Origin of the sequence: Paenibacillus sp. ICGEB2008 (assembly GCF_000307675.1) — a bacterium.
GTDB classification, from domain to species: Bacteria; Bacillota; Bacilli; order Paenibacillales; family Paenibacillaceae; genus Paenibacillus; species Paenibacillus polymyxa.
In genome coordinates, this window is the sequence record NZ_AMQU01000014.1 from 169,722 (window position 1) to 186,095 (window position 16,374).

Sequence of the window (16,374 nt, forward strand, 5' to 3'; positions counted from 1 at the left end):
TGAATATGAAAAAATGGCTGGGTCATACCAATAGTATGGTACTATCGATTGCTGCTGTAGGGATTTTTATTTTATTGACGTTATTTCTGCGTTCGCTGGGAGGCTTTCAACTGGATCTGACGGCAGGCAAGCAGTATACGCTGTCTGATCAGACGTTAACGACCATTCAGGGTGTGAAGGAAAACGTACGATTGATTGCCTTTACTGTCTCCACTTCGCAGAATCAGAAGCTGAACCGGGATGTTACGGATATGCTGAATGAGTATGCCAAGCGTAACAACAAGCTCAAGGTCGAGCAATATGATTTGAATCAGGAACCGATACTGGCCAAGCAATATGGGATTACAGCAGCATCCATCGTGTTGGTGCAAGGAGAGAAGAAGCGGGTTATAGATATTGGGAGTCTATTTACGCAGGCCCAGGGGAGTAGTGAAGGAGCATACCAATTTACCGGGGAGGAAAAGCTGACCAGTGGACTGCTGGCATTATCGTCTACCCGCCAAGGGAAAGTGGTTTTTTTGACAGGGCATGAGGAAATTCCTTTGTCCCAAATGACCGAATTAAGCAGCTCGCTGGCGCAAGATAATGTGAAAGCAGAGGAAGTTCAGCTCAATCAAGCGGGTAGTGTGCCCAAAGATGCGTCTGTATTGGCTATTGTCGGACCCGAACGGGATATTAGCGTGACGGAACTGAAGAGTATTCGTACGTATCTGAATGACGGTGGAAAGCTTTTTATGGCGTTAGGATTTCACCCGAACATGGGGTCTAGCTGGAAAAACCTTGACGCATTAGCGGCTGATTATGGTGTGAAAGATACTCATGCTATCGTGGTGGATCAGGAACAGACGAATACGCTTGGTCCTCTGTGGACGGTTCCCACCTTTGGCAGTCATGCGATCACCGATAAATTGGCGGCCTCTAATCTGTATCCTGTTCTTTCGCTATCTATTGCTTTGCAGGCAGGAGAACAGAAGGATTGGAAGACGACGCTATTGCTAAAATCTTCTGCAGCTAGCTATGGTGAAACGAATATTCAGGGACTGCTGAACAACGAAACGCAGAAGGATGACAAGGACCCACAGGGGCCGCTTGATCTCGGTTACGCGGTAGAAGGAAAAGACGGCAAGCCCAAAGCGGTTATTCTCGGAACGTCAGCCCTCCTAAGCGACACGGAGATTAGCACAGGAGGGAATCGAGACTTTGTGCTGAATAGTCTGAATTATGTACAGGAACACTCTGATGGACTTACTATTCGTCCTCGTCAGGAGCAGGATTTTAAGGTAGCTTATTTGACTGCTGCACAAGCGAAAACGGTATTAGCCATATCTGTCGTCGGATTGCCGCTGCTGTTTGCGGTTGTCGGAATCTTATTATGGTGGAGGCGAAGAAGTGCATGAGAAAATGGATACCCACAGTGCTGCTGTTAGTCGTATTGGGAGCGGGTATAATCTATGCCAAGAGCCAAAACTTTTTTCGTGAACAAGCTCCGGCCGCTCGCCAGCTCGTTCAGCTTACGCAAGGAGATATTGCGTCTTTTGCGATCACTGGAAAGGACGGCAAGTCGGTGGAACTTGATCAACATGATGGCAAATGGAGCATGAGTAAGCCGCGATCTTACCCGTTAAATCAATATACATTAGACAATTGGCTAGCCGCGATTCAAAATGTAAAGTTGGGTGATGTCGTGGAATCATCTCCCAAAGACGTAGCCAAATATGGAATCAGCGCTACCCATGACCAGATTGAGATTAAGACCAAGAATGGTGACGTTCGCACCTTTGCCTTCGGTGATACGCTGCCTTCTGGAGACGCTGTTTATGTACTATCAGACCAAAAAGAGATAGCTTCCGTACCTATAGATACACTTTCGGGTTTGCTGCTGGATGCTGATGATTTTACAGACACAACGCCGTTTGATTGGGATGATACCAAGCTGAGCGGGATAGAGTGGGAAGGCCAGAATGCCTCATGGATGCTCCGATCCTCCGGTAACAGTGGAACTGGAGACAGTGCTTCCGCATCTTGGACGCTAAACGGAAAGTCGGTAGCGGGTGACACGGCGACTTCTCTCTCACAGCAAATCAAAAACCTGGCCAGCAATCAGGCTTTGCGCAAAGCCTCCGAGCTGAACAAGCCTGTTCACCGCTTTACGCTGAGCATATCGTTGGGAAAGGATGATCCCGAGCTGGTTTATCAGGGCTGGACACTTAAAGATGATCCAGATACCGTGTGGGTTGTACCGCCACAAAGCAACTGGGCTTATGGCCTGTCAGCATCTGACGTGAACCATGCTGAACAGAATGGTCATGACCAGGCTAAGGCTAGCCAATAATCATTACATTTATAATAGCTGAACAAAGAGGCTCCAACGGCGAATAATCGCCGCGTGGAGCTTTTTTGTGTGCGTTATTCATCAGGCTTGCTGCTTTTGGAAGAAGGGCTGTTATTGACGTTTAAATCTTGGATGACCTGAATCAGCTCATGAAGTGAGAGATCCAGCTTATCCAACTTTTCTTCCATCGTGTGCAGGATGTGCCGCAATAAAATAAAACAAAGTCCAGCCGGAAAGCCTACGTTGGTAACCAGAGAAAGAGCATCATCCATCTGCAATGTATTTCCCTCCTTTTTAGCCATATATAAAGGAAGGTAAATTAAAAGAACCATATACAACTGATTGTAAAAATAGTATAATAAATAAGAACAAACGTTCTGTTTTGGTTGTAAAACAGGATTGCAAATTACCCTATAATATGAGGATTTAGAAAAAGTCAAATCCAAAGAGAAAGGGTGATTTATATTGGAGAAATCTCAGCTAACATTGGTCGAACAATACCGAAAGAAGTTGTACCGCATTGCTTGGAGAATCCAGTATCGTGCTCGGGTACAAACCAATCATGAATTTGTAATGGAAAAGAACGAAACTGTCAGCGCCCCATCTTTTGCAGAATCTGTAAACTCTAATATGTACACACTACAGCTTATCAACTCTCTATCTTCTGAGATCGGAAAAATGATCATCTTTGACCTTTACATACTAGATAAAACCGAAGCACAGATTGCAAAAGAGTTAAAGCTATCCCAACAGGCGGTGAATAAATGGAAAAAGAAAATGCTCAAAGAGTTATTTCGGATGCTGAGTTCGTCCAATGGCTCAAATTAGCACAACGTGGGGATCAGGAGGCCATGAGCAGGATACTTTATTTGTTCGAGGAAGACATTCAGAGGACGAGTCGGTATATACGTATGTCCCGTGAAGATGCTGTTCAAAGTATCATGGTTGATTTTATTGAAGAATTGCGGCAAGAGCTGAAGACAGAGATTTAGAAAAGTGGACATTGGATATAGTCTTGTCTATCCTTATCGGTAGGTTTAACTTATGTGACGGAGGGCTTGTATGTTTATGAGTGATAGCAGGGCTTTATTTGAAAAAAATATGAAGTTGTATCCAGTTAACCGTATTCGTTCCAATGTTATCATTCTTGTTTTATTGCTGTTAGATCTGTTTTTAACTATTCCCTTAATGGGAGACCCCTACATTGCAGTTTATGTTTATGTGCTGATGCCACTGATTGTTGTGATTAATATTTGGGCTCTTGTACTGGTCATCATGCCACGCAAATTGCAATTGAATTATGTTTTATTCCGTGGTGTATTTGGTTTGGTATGCTCTATTGGCTTCATGATCATGACACAAAAGTTTGCTTATGGTATGTTGGGTCTGGATACTCCATGGTATTTTATAAGTTCTTTTGCCGCTTATGGAATCGCTTTATACTGCTATATAAAATATCATCTGACGAAATTCAAAGATCCTTCAACTTATAAGAAAGAACCAAAAGTGAAGAAAAAACACAAGCGAGAAGCTGTAGTAACAATGACCACATTTACCGGGGCTGGTTATTTGATAGCCAATCTTTCCCTTGGTTTTGCTACACAACAATTCGTTGCTACAGTATTGATGTGTGTTTATTCCATGCTTGCATTTGTTCTTTTTCATTTTATTATGGAGCTACATCGCTACTATTGGCTGAATAAACTGAAGAATCAGACAACGGATTGAACAGAACACAATGCATAGATTACATCGTATTATCTCTATTAAAGATGTTTGGAATGATAAATAAGCCTGCGAACGCCCATACTATAATAGGTGTTTGCAGGCTTATTAAATTGTAGTTTTATTTAGTCAACATACTTGTTACCGTCAGCATCAATATAGATGGATTGAACTGCTGTGCGGCGGTAAGGATATCCTGCTGCTGTGGTACCGTTAATTTCATACGTTACGGAATAGATGCCCGGCTTGTCCGCTTTAGAAAGCTCAATTTGCCCAGTAGGGTTAACGTTTTTTTTGCTGCAACGTCAGACCTTTGGACGCTGTAGTGATTCCTTGTTGCGGATCACCATAGTATTGAACTTGGTAAGTGACTTGTGTGACGCTGGCCGGGGAATCCTGGGACTTCAGGTTTAGCCTTGGACCCACTGCATTTAGATTGTATTTAAGCTCAGGGACTTGAACGGCATGATAGCGTGCAATCAGGAGATACGCACCATGATCAGGAATAACGGCATTCAACTTATAGATGCCTGGTTGGGGATTGGTAACTACTGCACTATGATGCCAGGCACCAGCAAAGATTTCTTCATCACGACCTGCTTTCACTTGAAGCAATTCGCTAGTACCGTCAGGTTTGGTCAGCTCAAGCTGGCTTACACGTTTATCACTGATCCAGTCCAGATCAATGGATTGGACACCATTTTCAACAGTAAGGGTTTCGGAGGCTTTTCCATTATAATCGCCACCTCGAATAAAATATGAATTATCGATCTCGTTATAGGTGGATTGTACAGCAGAAGCGGTCAGGGAAGATGCTGCTGAAAATGCCTCAGTTTCCTGATTCAATGCTGGAGTGTTCGCTTGGAGGTAAGGTAGGATCAGGGAGAAGACGTAAGAACCGGTACGAACCTTGGCATGATCCCAGGAACCGACTTTAACTACACGTCCGCCGGGAAGTTTAGCATTGTCGACTGTGACCACTCCATCATTTTTGCCGAAGGATGAGAGATAAAGTCCACCCAGTATGTAGGAAGCAGTGCCACCAGACCAGTTATCACCAGCAAACGTGAAGAACGGAATTGTAGTCGCGTTGCTGAGTGCATCGGTTTTAGTTCGGAAATACTTCATATAAGATGTTTGTAAAGTAGAGGTGCCGGGATTTTGTGAGCCGACGATATCTGCCAGCCATCCGGCCCAGCTGCTGTAGGCGAGATCTGCAAGTTGTGAGCCATGATGGGGACTGCTGAGGGTGATGACACGTTGTACATAAGGAGCTGCTCCGTTATACACGAGAGCGGTTTGAGTATCCACTCCACCTTTGCTGTGGGCGATGATGATGAGTTTTTTTCCAAAATGATTACTAATGATTTTGATTTTGTCGGCTAGAAGCTTGCCATTGTCCCACATATCCTGGGATGTGCCATTCGCATCGTACAGATTAATGCTGGCCGTCTGGTATCCAGCGTCACGGGCTTTCTGAAGCATATCGTTATTATTCTTGGTCCACACTTCGGCGCTACTGTTCAAACCATGTACAAACAATAATGCAGGCTTGGCAGGATCAACGCGATTAGGTGCTGGGCCTTCTGTCCAGCTTCCGGCGGGAGCTTTCGGTGCTTCAGGTGTAGTGGAGCCTGCAAAAGCACCGGCGGGGATAAGAGTGACGGATAACAAAAAAATGAGCATCAAAACGGTGAGCTTCTTCAAACTGTAAATCCTCCTTTTTGTAAAATTAAGTATTTCAAACTTATTATACATGCCATCTTGTGGTAAATCATCAATTGTATTTCATATTTACATTAAAATTTTATTTTTTTAGTCATTTTTTAGTCAGGATATCCCTAAGATTGATGGCGCATGCTAATCTCGTCACACATTTTATATGTATGGAGGATGAGTTCATGCCAGGAACTAAGAAGGTCATCAGTTTGACGATTTCTGCTGCTTTACTTGCCAGCATGGCTGCTTTGACAGGATGTGGGACTGCAAATCATAACGTCCGTACGAACGCTACCCGCTATAATGCGCAAAGCACGCCTAATATGGATGGTGTGAATCGTTATGGTTTAGACGGTGTAAACCGTATGGACGGTGTAAATCGTTATGGGGTAAAATCCAATGGTATGGACGGAATGTCACTGAATGAAAATGGCAACAGAACCGGACACCCAATCCGTAATCTGCAAGTCGATCGCAATTTGTCCAAACGTATATCCGAGATGCCGGATGTAAAGTCTGCGACAGTGCTGGTCGGTGAACGACATGCCTATGTAGCCGTTTCCTTGAAAGACCAAGCCAACGGAACGGGTGTCAATGCTCCAAGCATTGACGGTACTCCAAGTGCTAATAGTATTGGGGGTAACGGAAATGTACCGAGTGTGAATGGCGTGAATGGCACTAGAGGGAACCGTACTACAGGTACTACAACGCCTGGAATGACAGATAATGGAGTTACCGGGATTGGAACACCTGCACGTCGTGACGACGGTTTGTACGGAACAATGGGTACAGGCTCGTATGGTATGTTGCGTGGCTTGACGAACAACAACAATCGCACAGATAACGGCAACAACACCATCGAGGGAGCAAGAACTGCATATGAACCAAGTGATGCAGTCAAGAGTCGTATTGCTAACAAGATTAAGCAATTTGCTCCTTCCATTGAACAGGTGCATGTATCGGCTAACCCGGACTTTGTTAAACAAACCTCTGACTTTACACGCAGTGTACAAAATGGTCATCCGATCAGAGGCTTGAGCAATGAAATGGTGGATGTGATTGAACGTGTATTCCCGACTTCGGCGGCAGATACAAACCGTCCAATGCAAAATACACCAACACGTCCACAAAATAATACGCCCGCACCAATGAATCATCGCTAATTCAAACCCTTAAATGTGAATATCCAAAGAAGAGCTATCCCATCTCGGCAATTATGCTGATGGAATAGCTCTTTCTTTTGCGGGGATTATATAACTATAATGATTTGCGAACTCCTTTAATCCATATCCCTTGCAGATTTAAGTCAGCATCCAGCAACAAGACATCTGCTTGTTTACCTGCTTCAAGTGAACCTGTCCGATCAGCTATGTTCAGGGATCGAGCTGGATTCAGGCTGGCCATTTGTGATGCCTCGGGAATACTCAAGCCTACATGTTGAACGAGATAGCGGAAGCCCTCAATCATCGTTAGGGTGCTTCCTGCCAAAGTGACGCCATCCTCCAATCGTGCGACACCGTCCTGTACAATCACTGGCAAATCGCCGAGTGTATAATGACCGTCTTCCAGTCCAGTAGCAGACATGGCATCGGTGATGAGGATGAGATTATGGTCCTGCTTTAATTTGGCAAGCAGGGAAATGGCGGCAGGATGCACATGAATGCCATCTGCGATGATCTCTGCTTCAATGCGCGGATCAGCGAGTACAGCTCCCGTAGCTCCCGGCTTGCGGTGATGCAGCGGAGTCATGGCATTAAAGGTGTGGACTGCATGGTTCAGGCCCGCCGATGCTGCCTGTTCAATCTCCTCATACGTAGCATTCGTATGACCGAGCGCCGCGGTGATGCCGTGGCTACGCAACCATGTGATGAGCTCAAGGGCGCCTTTTCGTTCAGGCGCAAGTGTGACCTGGCGAACAAGGCCCGGATAGCACTGCTCCCATTCTGCCACCCAAGCGAGGTTCGGAGGCACGATATGTTCCGGGTTTTGTGCTCCTGCCCAGTTCGGACTAATGAACGGTCCTTCCAGATGCACCCCCTCCAACTGAGCATGGGGCATGGGAAGTGCCATGTATGTGTGAACTTCTCTTAATACCTGATCAATTCGTTCCTTGGGCGCGGTCATCGTGGTAGCCAGCATAGCCGTCGTTCCTTGCGAACTGTGAAAGGAGGTGATGACATCCAGCACCCTCGAATCTGAGTCCATAAAGTCCTCACCGTTGCCGCCGTGAACATGAATATCGATAAAGCCTGGTAGCAGGTAACCCCCTTCCAGACGAACAATATTCGCCGCTTGTGTGGCACCTTCTTCCGGATTGCCCAAGACCACTGAGGTCCAATCCACGGGCAAATCCTCCTCAGAACCAATGTATACGATGGATTGCCCCTCAATGATGACAACTCCGTTGTCGATGATGTCTTTCCCAACGACGACTTGACCATACAATAGCTGCGGTATGTTACCGTTCAGTTCATCTGACTTCATTTGAACCATCCTCCTGCTTCCTGATCCAATAAAATAAGCACATCGGGGTGACATTGCAGCAGGGAAGCCGGACACTCCGTTGTGACGGGGCCAGTTAAAGCCTGCCTTATAATGTCGGCCTTCTCTGCGCCAAAGGCCACCAGCATAATTTGCTTCGCCTTCAGAATGGTGCCAACTCCCATCGTCACTGCTTGTCTGGGGACTGCATCTATATCACCAAAAAATCGGGCGTTCGCTGAGCGCGTTCTTTCTTTCAAATCTACAACATGTGTGGCTCCGGTCAAGCTGTGACCGGGTTCGTTAAAGCCGATATGACCGTTATGACCAATGCCAAGCAATTGGAGATCCACAGGTCCATGATCCAAAATGGCCTGCTCGTGTGCTGCACATTCTGCTGTGAGATCTAGTGCATCCCCGTTAGGGACGCGTGTATGAGATATGGGAATGTCGATATGCTGAAACAAGTGCTCATTCATAAAGCTACGATAGCTCTGCGGATGTTCTGGGGTAAGGCCAACGTATTCATCAAGATTGACGGAATAGGCGTGTGCAAAGCTCACCTGTCCCTTGCGGTACATATCTGCAAGATGTCGGTAAATGCCTATCGGCGTACTACCGGTGGCCAAGCCCAGCATAGCTTGTGGTTTGGACAGCAGCAAGCTGGCGATCACAGTGGCAGCAGTAGCGTTCAGGTCTTCACGGCTGTTCAAAATGCGAATGTTCATCTTTAGTGACCCCCTGGTTGTTTTTTGAGCTTACTCACTTGTTGATATGAACCTTCCAATCTCGGAATATATTTGTCAAAATTAGCGCTCACCATACCTGTAAACAGGATATCTATAATATGAAGCTGGGCGATGCGGGAGGCCATGTCTCCACGTCGCATTCCTTCCTCCAACGAAGAGGAAAATAGCGCAATATCCGCAAGGCTTGCCAGCGTATTGTTTCCGAAGGAGGTCAGGGATAATGTTTTAGCACCTTGTTCCTTTGCACAGCGGAGAGCCGCAATCGTCTCCTGGGTTTCTCCTGAATAAGAGACGGCAAAGGCTACATCCTCCGCTCCGAGCGAGGAGGCAGAGGTGATCTGCATGTGAAAATCCGCGAAGGCAGTGCTATTCTTGCCAATACGGATTAGCTTCTGGTAAAAATCCTGCGCCACAATCGAGGATGTCGCCATCCCATAGAGATCAATACGGCTTGTGGCTGACAGCCATGCAATGGCCTGCTCCAGCTTGTCGAAATCCAGCAGCCGGGTCGTGTCCGCGATGGAGGCCGTATGGTTTGCCTGAATAGCTTGCACGATGCGGGAAAGTGAATTTCCAGCCACAATGTCCTGGTAGGATTCTTCACCTGTAAGGTTGGAATGGGACAACTCGGCGGCCAGCTTCATTTTGAAATCGGGATACCCTTTAAAATGGAGTGATTTACAAAACCGTGTAACGGTTGCGGCACTCACACCACAACGCTCTGACAGTTCCCGAATACCCAGGTGCAGCACATTCTCCGGGGCTTGCAGGATAGATTCCGCCAGCTTACGCTCTTGTACGGGCAACTGCTCCAGTCGATGGGATAATGTATGAAGAATGGGGGACATGGGCTGTGCTCCTTTAGCTATATAATGCTTTTATGAAAAAAAAGTATCGTTTAATTCAATAAAATAAAGAAAAATATTTTCGTGTATATTGTAAAATAATTACGCTCTTCATACAAGAGGAGAGAGGCTGATCGCTTTCAAGTGTAGCTTCTATAAAATGAATGATGAATGCAGAAAAATTTGTAGAAGTAATCATACATTAATTTACATCTTGCGACTTTTACTTACAAAACAACCTATTGACTTGTCTCTTCAATGGAGGAGTATAATTGAATATAGTTCCAAGCAAGGAAATTTTCTAGGAGCTTTTTAGACGGCATCGTTGGACGGAAGAGTAGTATCTCATTCACAAGGAGGAGTTTGCTATGCAAAGCCAAGTGATTGAAATGATCAGCGCGGTCAAGGAAGATCCTGAATTGGTCGCTAAGCTGGATGGACATTCGGACATTATTCATGATGCAGGACTAGATTCGTTGCAATTGGTTCATTTCATGCTGCAAGTGGAGGATGCATTTGATGTGGAGATTGATTTTGACTCCTTTGAGTTGGAACATCTCCGTTCAGTAGATGCGTTTTGCAGTTACATTCAAGAAATGAGCGATGCGGAGCAAGTGCCGCACCCGGAAGGTATGGAGACAGTCTGAACGCAGGGTAGACTTTGCCTGAAAATCCATTAAACGAGGTGTTAGCATGCAGCCCAAAAGCAATGTGCTGATTGATGAGAAGGCTTTCAAGCTCATCAAGCGTAACCTGAAAAACGCTTCCGTGTCTTATCGTAACGCAACACAGGACCCTGCTTTCAAAACGGACATGCCCCAGACGATCGGTATTAAGCTGACCAACCGTTGCAACTTAAGATGCACGCACTGCTTTGAATGGAACGAGGAAGGCTATCATCACCAGATGGATAAAGAAGAACAGAATATGGATCTTGCCCCGGACATGCTCCGGCAGATATTGAGCGAAACGAAGGAGGTTAAGTCCCGACTGTACATGTGGGGTGGTGAACCGATGTTTCACCGGCGCTTTGATGAAATTTTGGACGTGCTGGCGGAAGATCGGCGTGAAATGACCTTTTGTACAAATGGACTACTCATTGATAAATATTTGGACCGGATTTTGGACTTGTCTGAAAATCTGGAATTGTTAATAGCGATTGAAGGTTTTGAAAGAGAACACGATTTAATACGCGGTAAAGGCACCTTTCAAAAAACAATGCGGCAGATGGATAAGCTGATTGAACTTCGCGATCAGGGATTGTACAAGGGACGGGTAACTGTCCATGCGGTCATTAACGATAACATGATCGGACGGATGTACGAATTTCTGCAAATGTTGGAGGACAAGAGGCTGGATCTGGTGCTGCTGACGTTCCCCTGGTACATTTCCAAAGAAACCTCCTTTAAAATGGATGAATATTTTACACGTAATTTCTCCTGGCTCCGACAACTTGAAGAAAAAAATATTAGTAGCTGGCATGCTTTCAAATATAAAATCAACCCGGCTAACATTGACCCTCTGATGCAGGAATTACAGCGGATCAATGAGCGGGTATGGAACATTCGCGTGCGCTATCAGCCCGGCTTGGATTATGAGGAAATTGATAAATTTATACATGGGGAGGAAATGGTCAGCCGTTGTTCCAATCATTGCTTGGCGCTCACCTCCAGAACAGATATTTTACCAGACGGAAAGGTTATGCCTTGCAAATTTTTCAGTGAGTTCACAATTGGAAGTTTGCGTGAGCACAGTCTGAAGGAAATATGGAATTCGGATGCGTATGAAAAAACCCGTCAAAAGATTAACCATGAAGGATTGACGCCGGTGTGCTCCAAATGCAGTGTACTGTATCTGCACGGGGCAGGCTCTCTGAAATACATTTAGTTTCCTATGGATCTCCTATGGATATTGTTTGCTCCTAGATGGAAGAGAGAGGGATGATGACAAGACGTGACGACTAAAACGATTAACCTTGTGGAAGCACTTGCTCATGAACGGGATCATGGGGTCCTGATTTGGCTGTTTAATATCGGCGCAGAGCAAGTGTGGCATCCATCCCCCCGGAAGGGGGGCATGGTAGACCGGGATGAACAGCAGGTTGTAAACCGGATGGAGGAAATGAATCTCCTGCTATGCCGAAGTCAGGATGTCATTGTACTCCGTGAACAGCCGGATGAGGCATTTCTGGACATGCTTCAGCGGTTAGGCTTCAGCCTGCCGCGTATTGAGGTACCAGAGCCCTCTGATCCGCTAACGCCGATTTCAGAGCTGGTACTGGCGGATGACGCGCTTTTGGCACGATTACGCGCGGTTGCGGATGCAGGCCATAGCAGCGGTGGTACCAAAGCATGGCTCGTACCCTATGCGGTCACACCGCAGGAGGAAGCGATTGCGGAGCGTTGCGGGCTGGAACTGATCGGCGCTCCATCTGCGGTGTGCGCCCAGGTGAATGATAAAATATTTAGCCGTCTGACCGCACAAAAGCTTGGTTTTGCTGTCAGTGAAGGCGCTGTGTGTGCAGATGAAGCGGCAATTCGCAGAGAATGTGAGAGATTGGCTGGCTTATCGGACGAGCCCGTGAAGCTGATTATTAAGCAGCCGCACGGTGCCTCGGGACAAGGCATGTATATGCTGGACGAGCTGTCCAAGCTGGATACACTGCTGAGTGTGATGAGACGCTTCGGCGGCTCGTCATCGTCTTCTGGCGGCTGGCTGGTGGAGCGCTGGCACAATAAGCAAATGGATCTGAACTACCAGCTCTGCATTGACGAGGGCGGTGGGGTGACGATGTTTTCACTAAAAAGGCAAAACGTAGACGGCACAGTCTATATCGGGTCCCAGGTTCCCGCTGATATTGGCGAAACGCTGGAGGAAGAAGTGAGACGATGCGCTTATCAGTTGGGAACGTATCTCTATTCCATCGGGTATACGGGAATGGCCTCCATTGACGGTTTTGTTGACGAAGATGGTTTGCTGGTTCCAGTGATCGAGATTAACGGCAGATTTACCCTGTCTACTTACATCTCGTTCCTGTCCTCTGTCTTGGGAGAACAGCATAAGACCTTGTCCCGTTATTATCGCAACGTGACCACTACACCTCTCACCTACAGCCGTTTGTGCGGGTTGCTGGCGGAGGAAGGCCTGCTATATACACCCGAGCGACCTGAAGGGGTGTTTGTTTATACGGCGGGCACTTTGTCTGGTATTCCTGTGAAGCGGGGCTATGTGAACCGGATTTTTACACTTATTTTGGCAGACAGTTGGCAGGAAGCTGATGCTTATGCGCACAAATTGGAAGGTATCATTGCTGGATTAGGATGCTCATAAATTAGGAGGGAATCGAGAATGAAAACAGACGTATACCATGTAGTACCTTTACTGGAAAAGGTTTTGAAGCTGGCTCCCGGCGAGCTGGAACAGCTCACTCCGGATCAGGATCTGCGAACCTTGGGGCTGAATTCCTTATCTGCTGTTGAATTAATTGTTGAATTAGAAAATGAGCTTGATATTACGATGGAGGACGACGATTTGGTGCTGGAGCATTTATCTACACTGCAAGGCATTGAGCGTCTGCTGGGCAAATATGCATAAGGGCGCTGAACAGACAAGACCTAGGCCGCAATCCGATATGGGAACTTGTCATGATTCCATAGTTGACCATAGTGCAGAAGAAATCGCAAACGCTCTCCCAGGGAAACATTGCGTATATTCTTCCCTGCGTACTTCATTGCGGAGGTATGGGGTGAACATGGCGGAAGCTGAGCTGTTCATGCTGTGTGGGAGTATGTGCGCAGAGTATGGTGGAGATTTGAAGCGCTTCGGGCCGGAGAAATATCCGGAGCAGCTTCAAGAAATGGCCGCCAGTGGCGGACCGGTTATTCGGGTAGAACCGTGGATCGAAGGAGTCAGCAATGAAACCGACCTGTTGCAGGTGCTCACATCCGGCTATGGTACGATGCTGCATACGTCCAGCACCGCTTTAACCTATCACGACGTATATGTGAAAAATTACCCAAGGGGCCATGTGATTGAGTTGTGCGGATTGGACTTGCAAGAACGGACGGCACAGGTGAATGATAGCTTCCTGCTCGATTCCTCAGGACATGCGATGACTTATGTGGGCTCAGCCCGGCTCGACGACCTCATGCAGGGCATTATTGAGTATGCATGGCTAGTGGAGCAGCCTGTCCCGCTTTCGCCAAGGGAGCTGCATGCTGCGTGTGCTTACCATATTCGTCAGTATGTGACGGGTGAGAAAGTTGCAACAGATCAGCAGGTCAAGCGGGGAGACGCAGGTTACCGGGCATTTGTCGATGACTTCCATCTGTTAGAAGACATGGAGGATCAGGAGTTTCGGACGTATTGTCATGAAATCTATTACAATCTGCGATTAGGCAGCGCTCTTCATTTGACAGATTATACAGCTGATTATTGCCGGCTGCATCAAGATACGCTTGGGCCGCAAACCCAGCATGTCATTGAATTGGCACAGGCACTTCACAGGGATTGGCACAAGCTTAATCTGCATATTTACAAAATAGGACTCCAACTGCGCAAGCATCGGATGCCTGAGATTACAGAGCGGGCTCTGCATTTGATTGAAAGACAGCACCATATGCTGGAGGAATTGATGATTTTAGCTGAGCAAGCAGCCGAGTAGTCTAAGCATTCGGCTATATCAGGCATGTTCATCCAGGTATCACGCACAGAGGAAAGAGGAGGGGAATTCATTGCCGTCCATTACATTAAACCAATTGTCGAAAACGTTTACGTACTACAAAAAGGAGCCGGGCGTGCGCAAATCGTTACAAAATTTGTTTAAGCGTGAACAGCTGACCAAAAAGGCTGTGCAGGATGTTAGCTTTAGCATTGAGGAAGGTGAGATTGTCGGATTTCTTGGCCCAAACGGGGCGGGCAAAACAACGACGCTCAAAATGCTGTCCGGCATTCTCCATCCCACAGACGGGGAGGCATCGGTACTCGGCTTTACCCCGTGGAAGCGCCAAAAGGAGTTTAAACGTCAGTTTTCCATCGTAATGGGACAGAAAAACCAGCTCTGGTGGGATTTGCCTGCAAGCGAGTCGTTCGAGCTGAACAAGCTTATCTACGAAATCGATGATAACCGTTATAAAGAGGCGCTGGATGAGCTGGTCACTCTGCTTGGGGTGGAGGAGCAGCTTCATGTGCAGGTGCGGCGACTATCGCTCGGCGAGCGTATGAAAATGGAACTAATCGCCGCGCTGCTGCATCGCCCACGAGTCATTTTACTGGATGAGCCGACCATCGGATTGGACCTTGTTTCTCAGCGGCGGATTCGGGAGTTTTTCAAAGCTTATAATCGTACACACCGGACGACCATTTTGCTGACAAGCCACTACATGAAGGACATTGAGGATTTATGCACTAGGTCCATCATTATCAGTGGGGGCAGATTGGTGTATGACGGAGACTTGCACAAGGTGAATGAGGTCATGGGTGCTCGTAAACTGCTCAAGGTTCGACTGGAGACTCCTGTATCCAACCTGACGTTGGCGGGGCTCGGCAAGCTTCGCTCCAACTCGGAGCTGGAGGCGGTATTTGAGCTGGACGCAGAAGATACGTTGACTTGGTCCAAAAAGATTTTGGATGCACTGCCTGTCGTTGATTTTACGATTGAGGACGTCCCGCTGGAAGAGGGGATAGCCAATTTGTATGATGGGGGCAGGCTGGCCGATGCGAAATAACAAATATGTGAAGGTGCTCCAGCTTGGTATGCAAAACGAAATGGAGTATCGAGCCAATTATTGGCTACAAATGGCGGGATTTATGCTGCCGATCATGACACAAATTTTTCTCTGGCTTGCGGTATTCGGTTCTTCAGGACAAGCAAGAGTGGTGGACTATTCTCTGCCGGAAATGCTGGTGTATGTGGTTATGGCGGGAGTAACTGGAAAACTGATTGCTACAGGCTTTGAATACGAAATTGCTACAGATATCAAGGAAGGTGGACTGGCAAAATTCATGGTACAGCCTGTGCATTATTCTGCCTACCGTTTTTGCCGGTTTATTGGAGGCAAAGTCATACAGTCCGCAGTTGTGCTGCTGGCGGCTGCTATTTTGCTGTTATGCCTTAGCCTGGAAGGACAAATTAGCTTCGAGCTATCGTACATCCTGCTTTACATATTGGCGTTGCCGGGAGCACTTGTGCTTAATTTTGTGGTCTATTATGCGCTGAGTGGCATAGCTTTTTGGATGACAGAATCGGCGGGACTTTTTTTATACGGTGTCGCTTGTCATTTATGTAGCTAGCGGTACTGTGTTTCCGCTGACGATTTTTGGAGATGCGTTGGCCCGTTTGTTCAGTCTGCTGCCGTTCAGCTATACCGTATTTTTTCCGGTGAATGCGTTGACGGGCAAGCTGACTGTGCTGGAAGCCGCTGAAGGCATTGGCGTGCAATGGATCTGGATTGCAGTGCTGGCGGCCGTATCGCGCTGGGTGTGGCAAGCCGGAGTCAAACGCTTTGTCTCGGTGGGAGGTTAA

18 protein-coding genes and 1 pseudogene are annotated in these 16,374 nt (G+C 47.0%); 14 read left to right on the plus strand and 5 right to left on the minus strand.

The window, feature by feature from the left end:
- The first annotated feature begins 5 nt into the window (after nucleotides 1-5).
- Nucleotides 6-1,397, plus strand: coding sequence for a GldG family protein (locus tag C400_RS0113935; protein WP_017427344.1), 1,392 nt, complete (start codon nucleotides 6-8; stop codon nucleotides 1,395-1,397).
- Nucleotides 1,394-2,332 carry a DUF4340 domain-containing protein gene (locus C400_RS0113940; protein WP_017427345.1) on the plus strand — a complete coding sequence of 313 codons (939 nt, stop codon included), beginning with the start codon at nucleotides 1,394-1,396 and terminating at the stop codon, nucleotides 2,330-2,332. The genes C400_RS0113935 and C400_RS0113940 overlap by 4 nt, the downstream gene beginning before the upstream one ends.
- A gap of 74 nt (nucleotides 2,333-2,406) precedes the next feature.
- Here the strand turns inward: C400_RS0113940 and C400_RS0113945 are convergent, their stop codons facing one another.
- Nucleotides 2,407-2,610 carry a hypothetical protein gene (locus C400_RS0113945; protein WP_016818486.1) on the minus strand — a complete coding sequence of 68 codons (204 nt, stop codon included), beginning with the start codon at nucleotides 2,608-2,610 and terminating at the stop codon, nucleotides 2,407-2,409.
- Nucleotides 2,611-2,797: 187 nt separating this feature from the next.
- Between C400_RS0113945 and C400_RS0113950 the strand changes: the two genes are divergently transcribed.
- The 3 genes from C400_RS0113950 (at nucleotide 2,798) to C400_RS0113960 (ending at nucleotide 4,060) form a co-directional block, all read left to right on the plus strand.
- On the plus strand, nucleotides 2,798-3,160 hold the full coding sequence (locus tag C400_RS0113950) for a hypothetical protein (RefSeq protein WP_016818487.1): 363 nt from the start codon (nucleotides 2,798-2,800) through the stop codon (nucleotides 3,158-3,160).
- Nucleotides 3,161-3,183: 23 nt separating this feature from the next.
- Nucleotides 3,184-3,324 carry a hypothetical protein gene (locus C400_RS27860; protein ID WP_016818488.1) on the plus strand — a complete coding sequence of 47 codons (141 nt, stop codon included), beginning with the start codon at nucleotides 3,184-3,186 and terminating at the stop codon, nucleotides 3,322-3,324.
- 70 nt (nucleotides 3,325-3,394) lie between these two features.
- Nucleotides 3,395-4,060 carry a hypothetical protein gene (locus tag C400_RS0113960; protein ID WP_017427346.1) on the plus strand — a complete coding sequence of 222 codons (666 nt, stop codon included), beginning with the start codon at nucleotides 3,395-3,397 and terminating at the stop codon, nucleotides 4,058-4,060.
- Between the two features lie 122 nt (nucleotides 4,061-4,182).
- Here C400_RS0113960 and C400_RS0113965 read toward each other — a convergent pair.
- A pseudogene (locus C400_RS0113965) lies at nucleotides 4,183-5,764 on the minus strand (esterase/lipase family protein).
- A 194-nt stretch (nucleotides 5,765-5,958) separates the two neighbouring features.
- Here C400_RS0113965 and C400_RS0113970 point away from each other — a divergent pair.
- On the plus strand, nucleotides 5,959-6,939 hold the full coding sequence (locus C400_RS0113970; RefSeq protein ID WP_017427348.1) for a YhcN/YlaJ family sporulation lipoprotein: 981 nt from the start codon (nucleotides 5,959-5,961) through the stop codon (nucleotides 6,937-6,939).
- Between the two features lie 94 nt (nucleotides 6,940-7,033).
- On the opposite strand, the gene nagA is transcribed toward C400_RS0113970, so the two are convergent.
- Genes nagA through C400_RS0113985 form a run of 3 tightly spaced genes read right to left on the minus strand, consistent with a single transcriptional unit; the run spans nucleotide 7,034 to nucleotide 9,854 of the window.
- Nucleotides 7,034-8,260, minus strand: coding sequence for an N-acetylglucosamine-6-phosphate deacetylase (nagA, locus tag C400_RS0113975; protein WP_017427349.1), 1,227 nt, complete (start codon nucleotides 8,258-8,260; stop codon nucleotides 7,034-7,036).
- Complete coding sequence (gene nagB, locus C400_RS0113980; protein ID WP_017427350.1) at nucleotides 8,257-8,985, minus strand: glucosamine-6-phosphate deaminase; 729 nt, start codon at nucleotides 8,983-8,985, stop codon at nucleotides 8,257-8,259. The genes nagA and nagB overlap by 4 nt, the downstream gene beginning before the upstream one ends.
- Nucleotides 8,986-8,987: 2 nt before the next feature.
- The gene (locus C400_RS0113985; RefSeq protein WP_017427351.1) at nucleotides 8,988-9,854 is read right to left on the minus strand and encodes a MurR/RpiR family transcriptional regulator; all 867 of its coding nucleotides are present in this window, start codon (nucleotides 9,852-9,854) and stop codon (nucleotides 8,988-8,990) included.
- A gap of 365 nt (nucleotides 9,855-10,219) precedes the next feature.
- Between C400_RS0113985 and C400_RS0113990 the strand changes: the two genes are divergently transcribed.
- The 8 genes from C400_RS0113990 to C400_RS27865 all read left to right on the plus strand — a co-directional run bounded on the left by C400_RS0113990 (nucleotide 10,220) and on the right by C400_RS27865 (nucleotide 16,374).
- The gene (locus tag C400_RS0113990) at nucleotides 10,220-10,498 is read left to right on the plus strand and encodes an acyl carrier protein (protein WP_016818495.1); all 279 of its coding nucleotides are present in this window, start codon (nucleotides 10,220-10,222) and stop codon (nucleotides 10,496-10,498) included.
- A 46-nt stretch (nucleotides 10,499-10,544) separates the two neighbouring features.
- Complete coding sequence (locus C400_RS0113995) at nucleotides 10,545-11,738, plus strand: radical SAM/SPASM domain-containing protein (protein WP_016818496.1); 1,194 nt, start codon at nucleotides 10,545-10,547, stop codon at nucleotides 11,736-11,738.
- A gap of 66 nt (nucleotides 11,739-11,804) precedes the next feature.
- Complete coding sequence (locus tag C400_RS0114000; protein WP_016818497.1) at nucleotides 11,805-13,181, plus strand: peptide ligase PGM1-related protein; 1,377 nt, start codon at nucleotides 11,805-11,807, stop codon at nucleotides 13,179-13,181.
- 18 nt (nucleotides 13,182-13,199) lie between these two features.
- Complete coding sequence (locus C400_RS0114005; RefSeq protein ID WP_016818498.1) at nucleotides 13,200-13,445, plus strand: acyl carrier protein; 246 nt, start codon at nucleotides 13,200-13,202, stop codon at nucleotides 13,443-13,445.
- Entirely contained in the window at nucleotides 13,438-14,514 is a 1,077-nt protein-coding gene (locus C400_RS0114010; protein WP_049885695.1) for a hypothetical protein, read from the plus strand. The genes C400_RS0114005 and C400_RS0114010 overlap by 8 nt, the downstream gene beginning before the upstream one ends.
- Nucleotides 14,515-14,584: 70 nt before the next feature.
- The gene (locus C400_RS0114015; protein WP_016818500.1) at nucleotides 14,585-15,577 is read left to right on the plus strand and encodes an ABC transporter ATP-binding protein; all 993 of its coding nucleotides are present in this window, start codon (nucleotides 14,585-14,587) and stop codon (nucleotides 15,575-15,577) included.
- Nucleotides 15,567-16,142, plus strand: coding sequence for an ABC-2 family transporter protein (locus tag C400_RS0114020; protein WP_232795367.1), 576 nt, complete (start codon nucleotides 15,567-15,569; stop codon nucleotides 16,140-16,142). Before C400_RS0114015 ends, C400_RS0114020 begins: the two co-directional genes overlap by 11 nt.
- Nucleotides 16,117-16,374, plus strand: a complete 258-nt coding sequence (locus tag C400_RS27865) for an ABC-2 family transporter protein (protein ID WP_232795368.1) — start codon at nucleotides 16,117-16,119, stop codon at nucleotides 16,372-16,374. The genes C400_RS0114020 and C400_RS27865 overlap by 26 nt, the downstream gene beginning before the upstream one ends.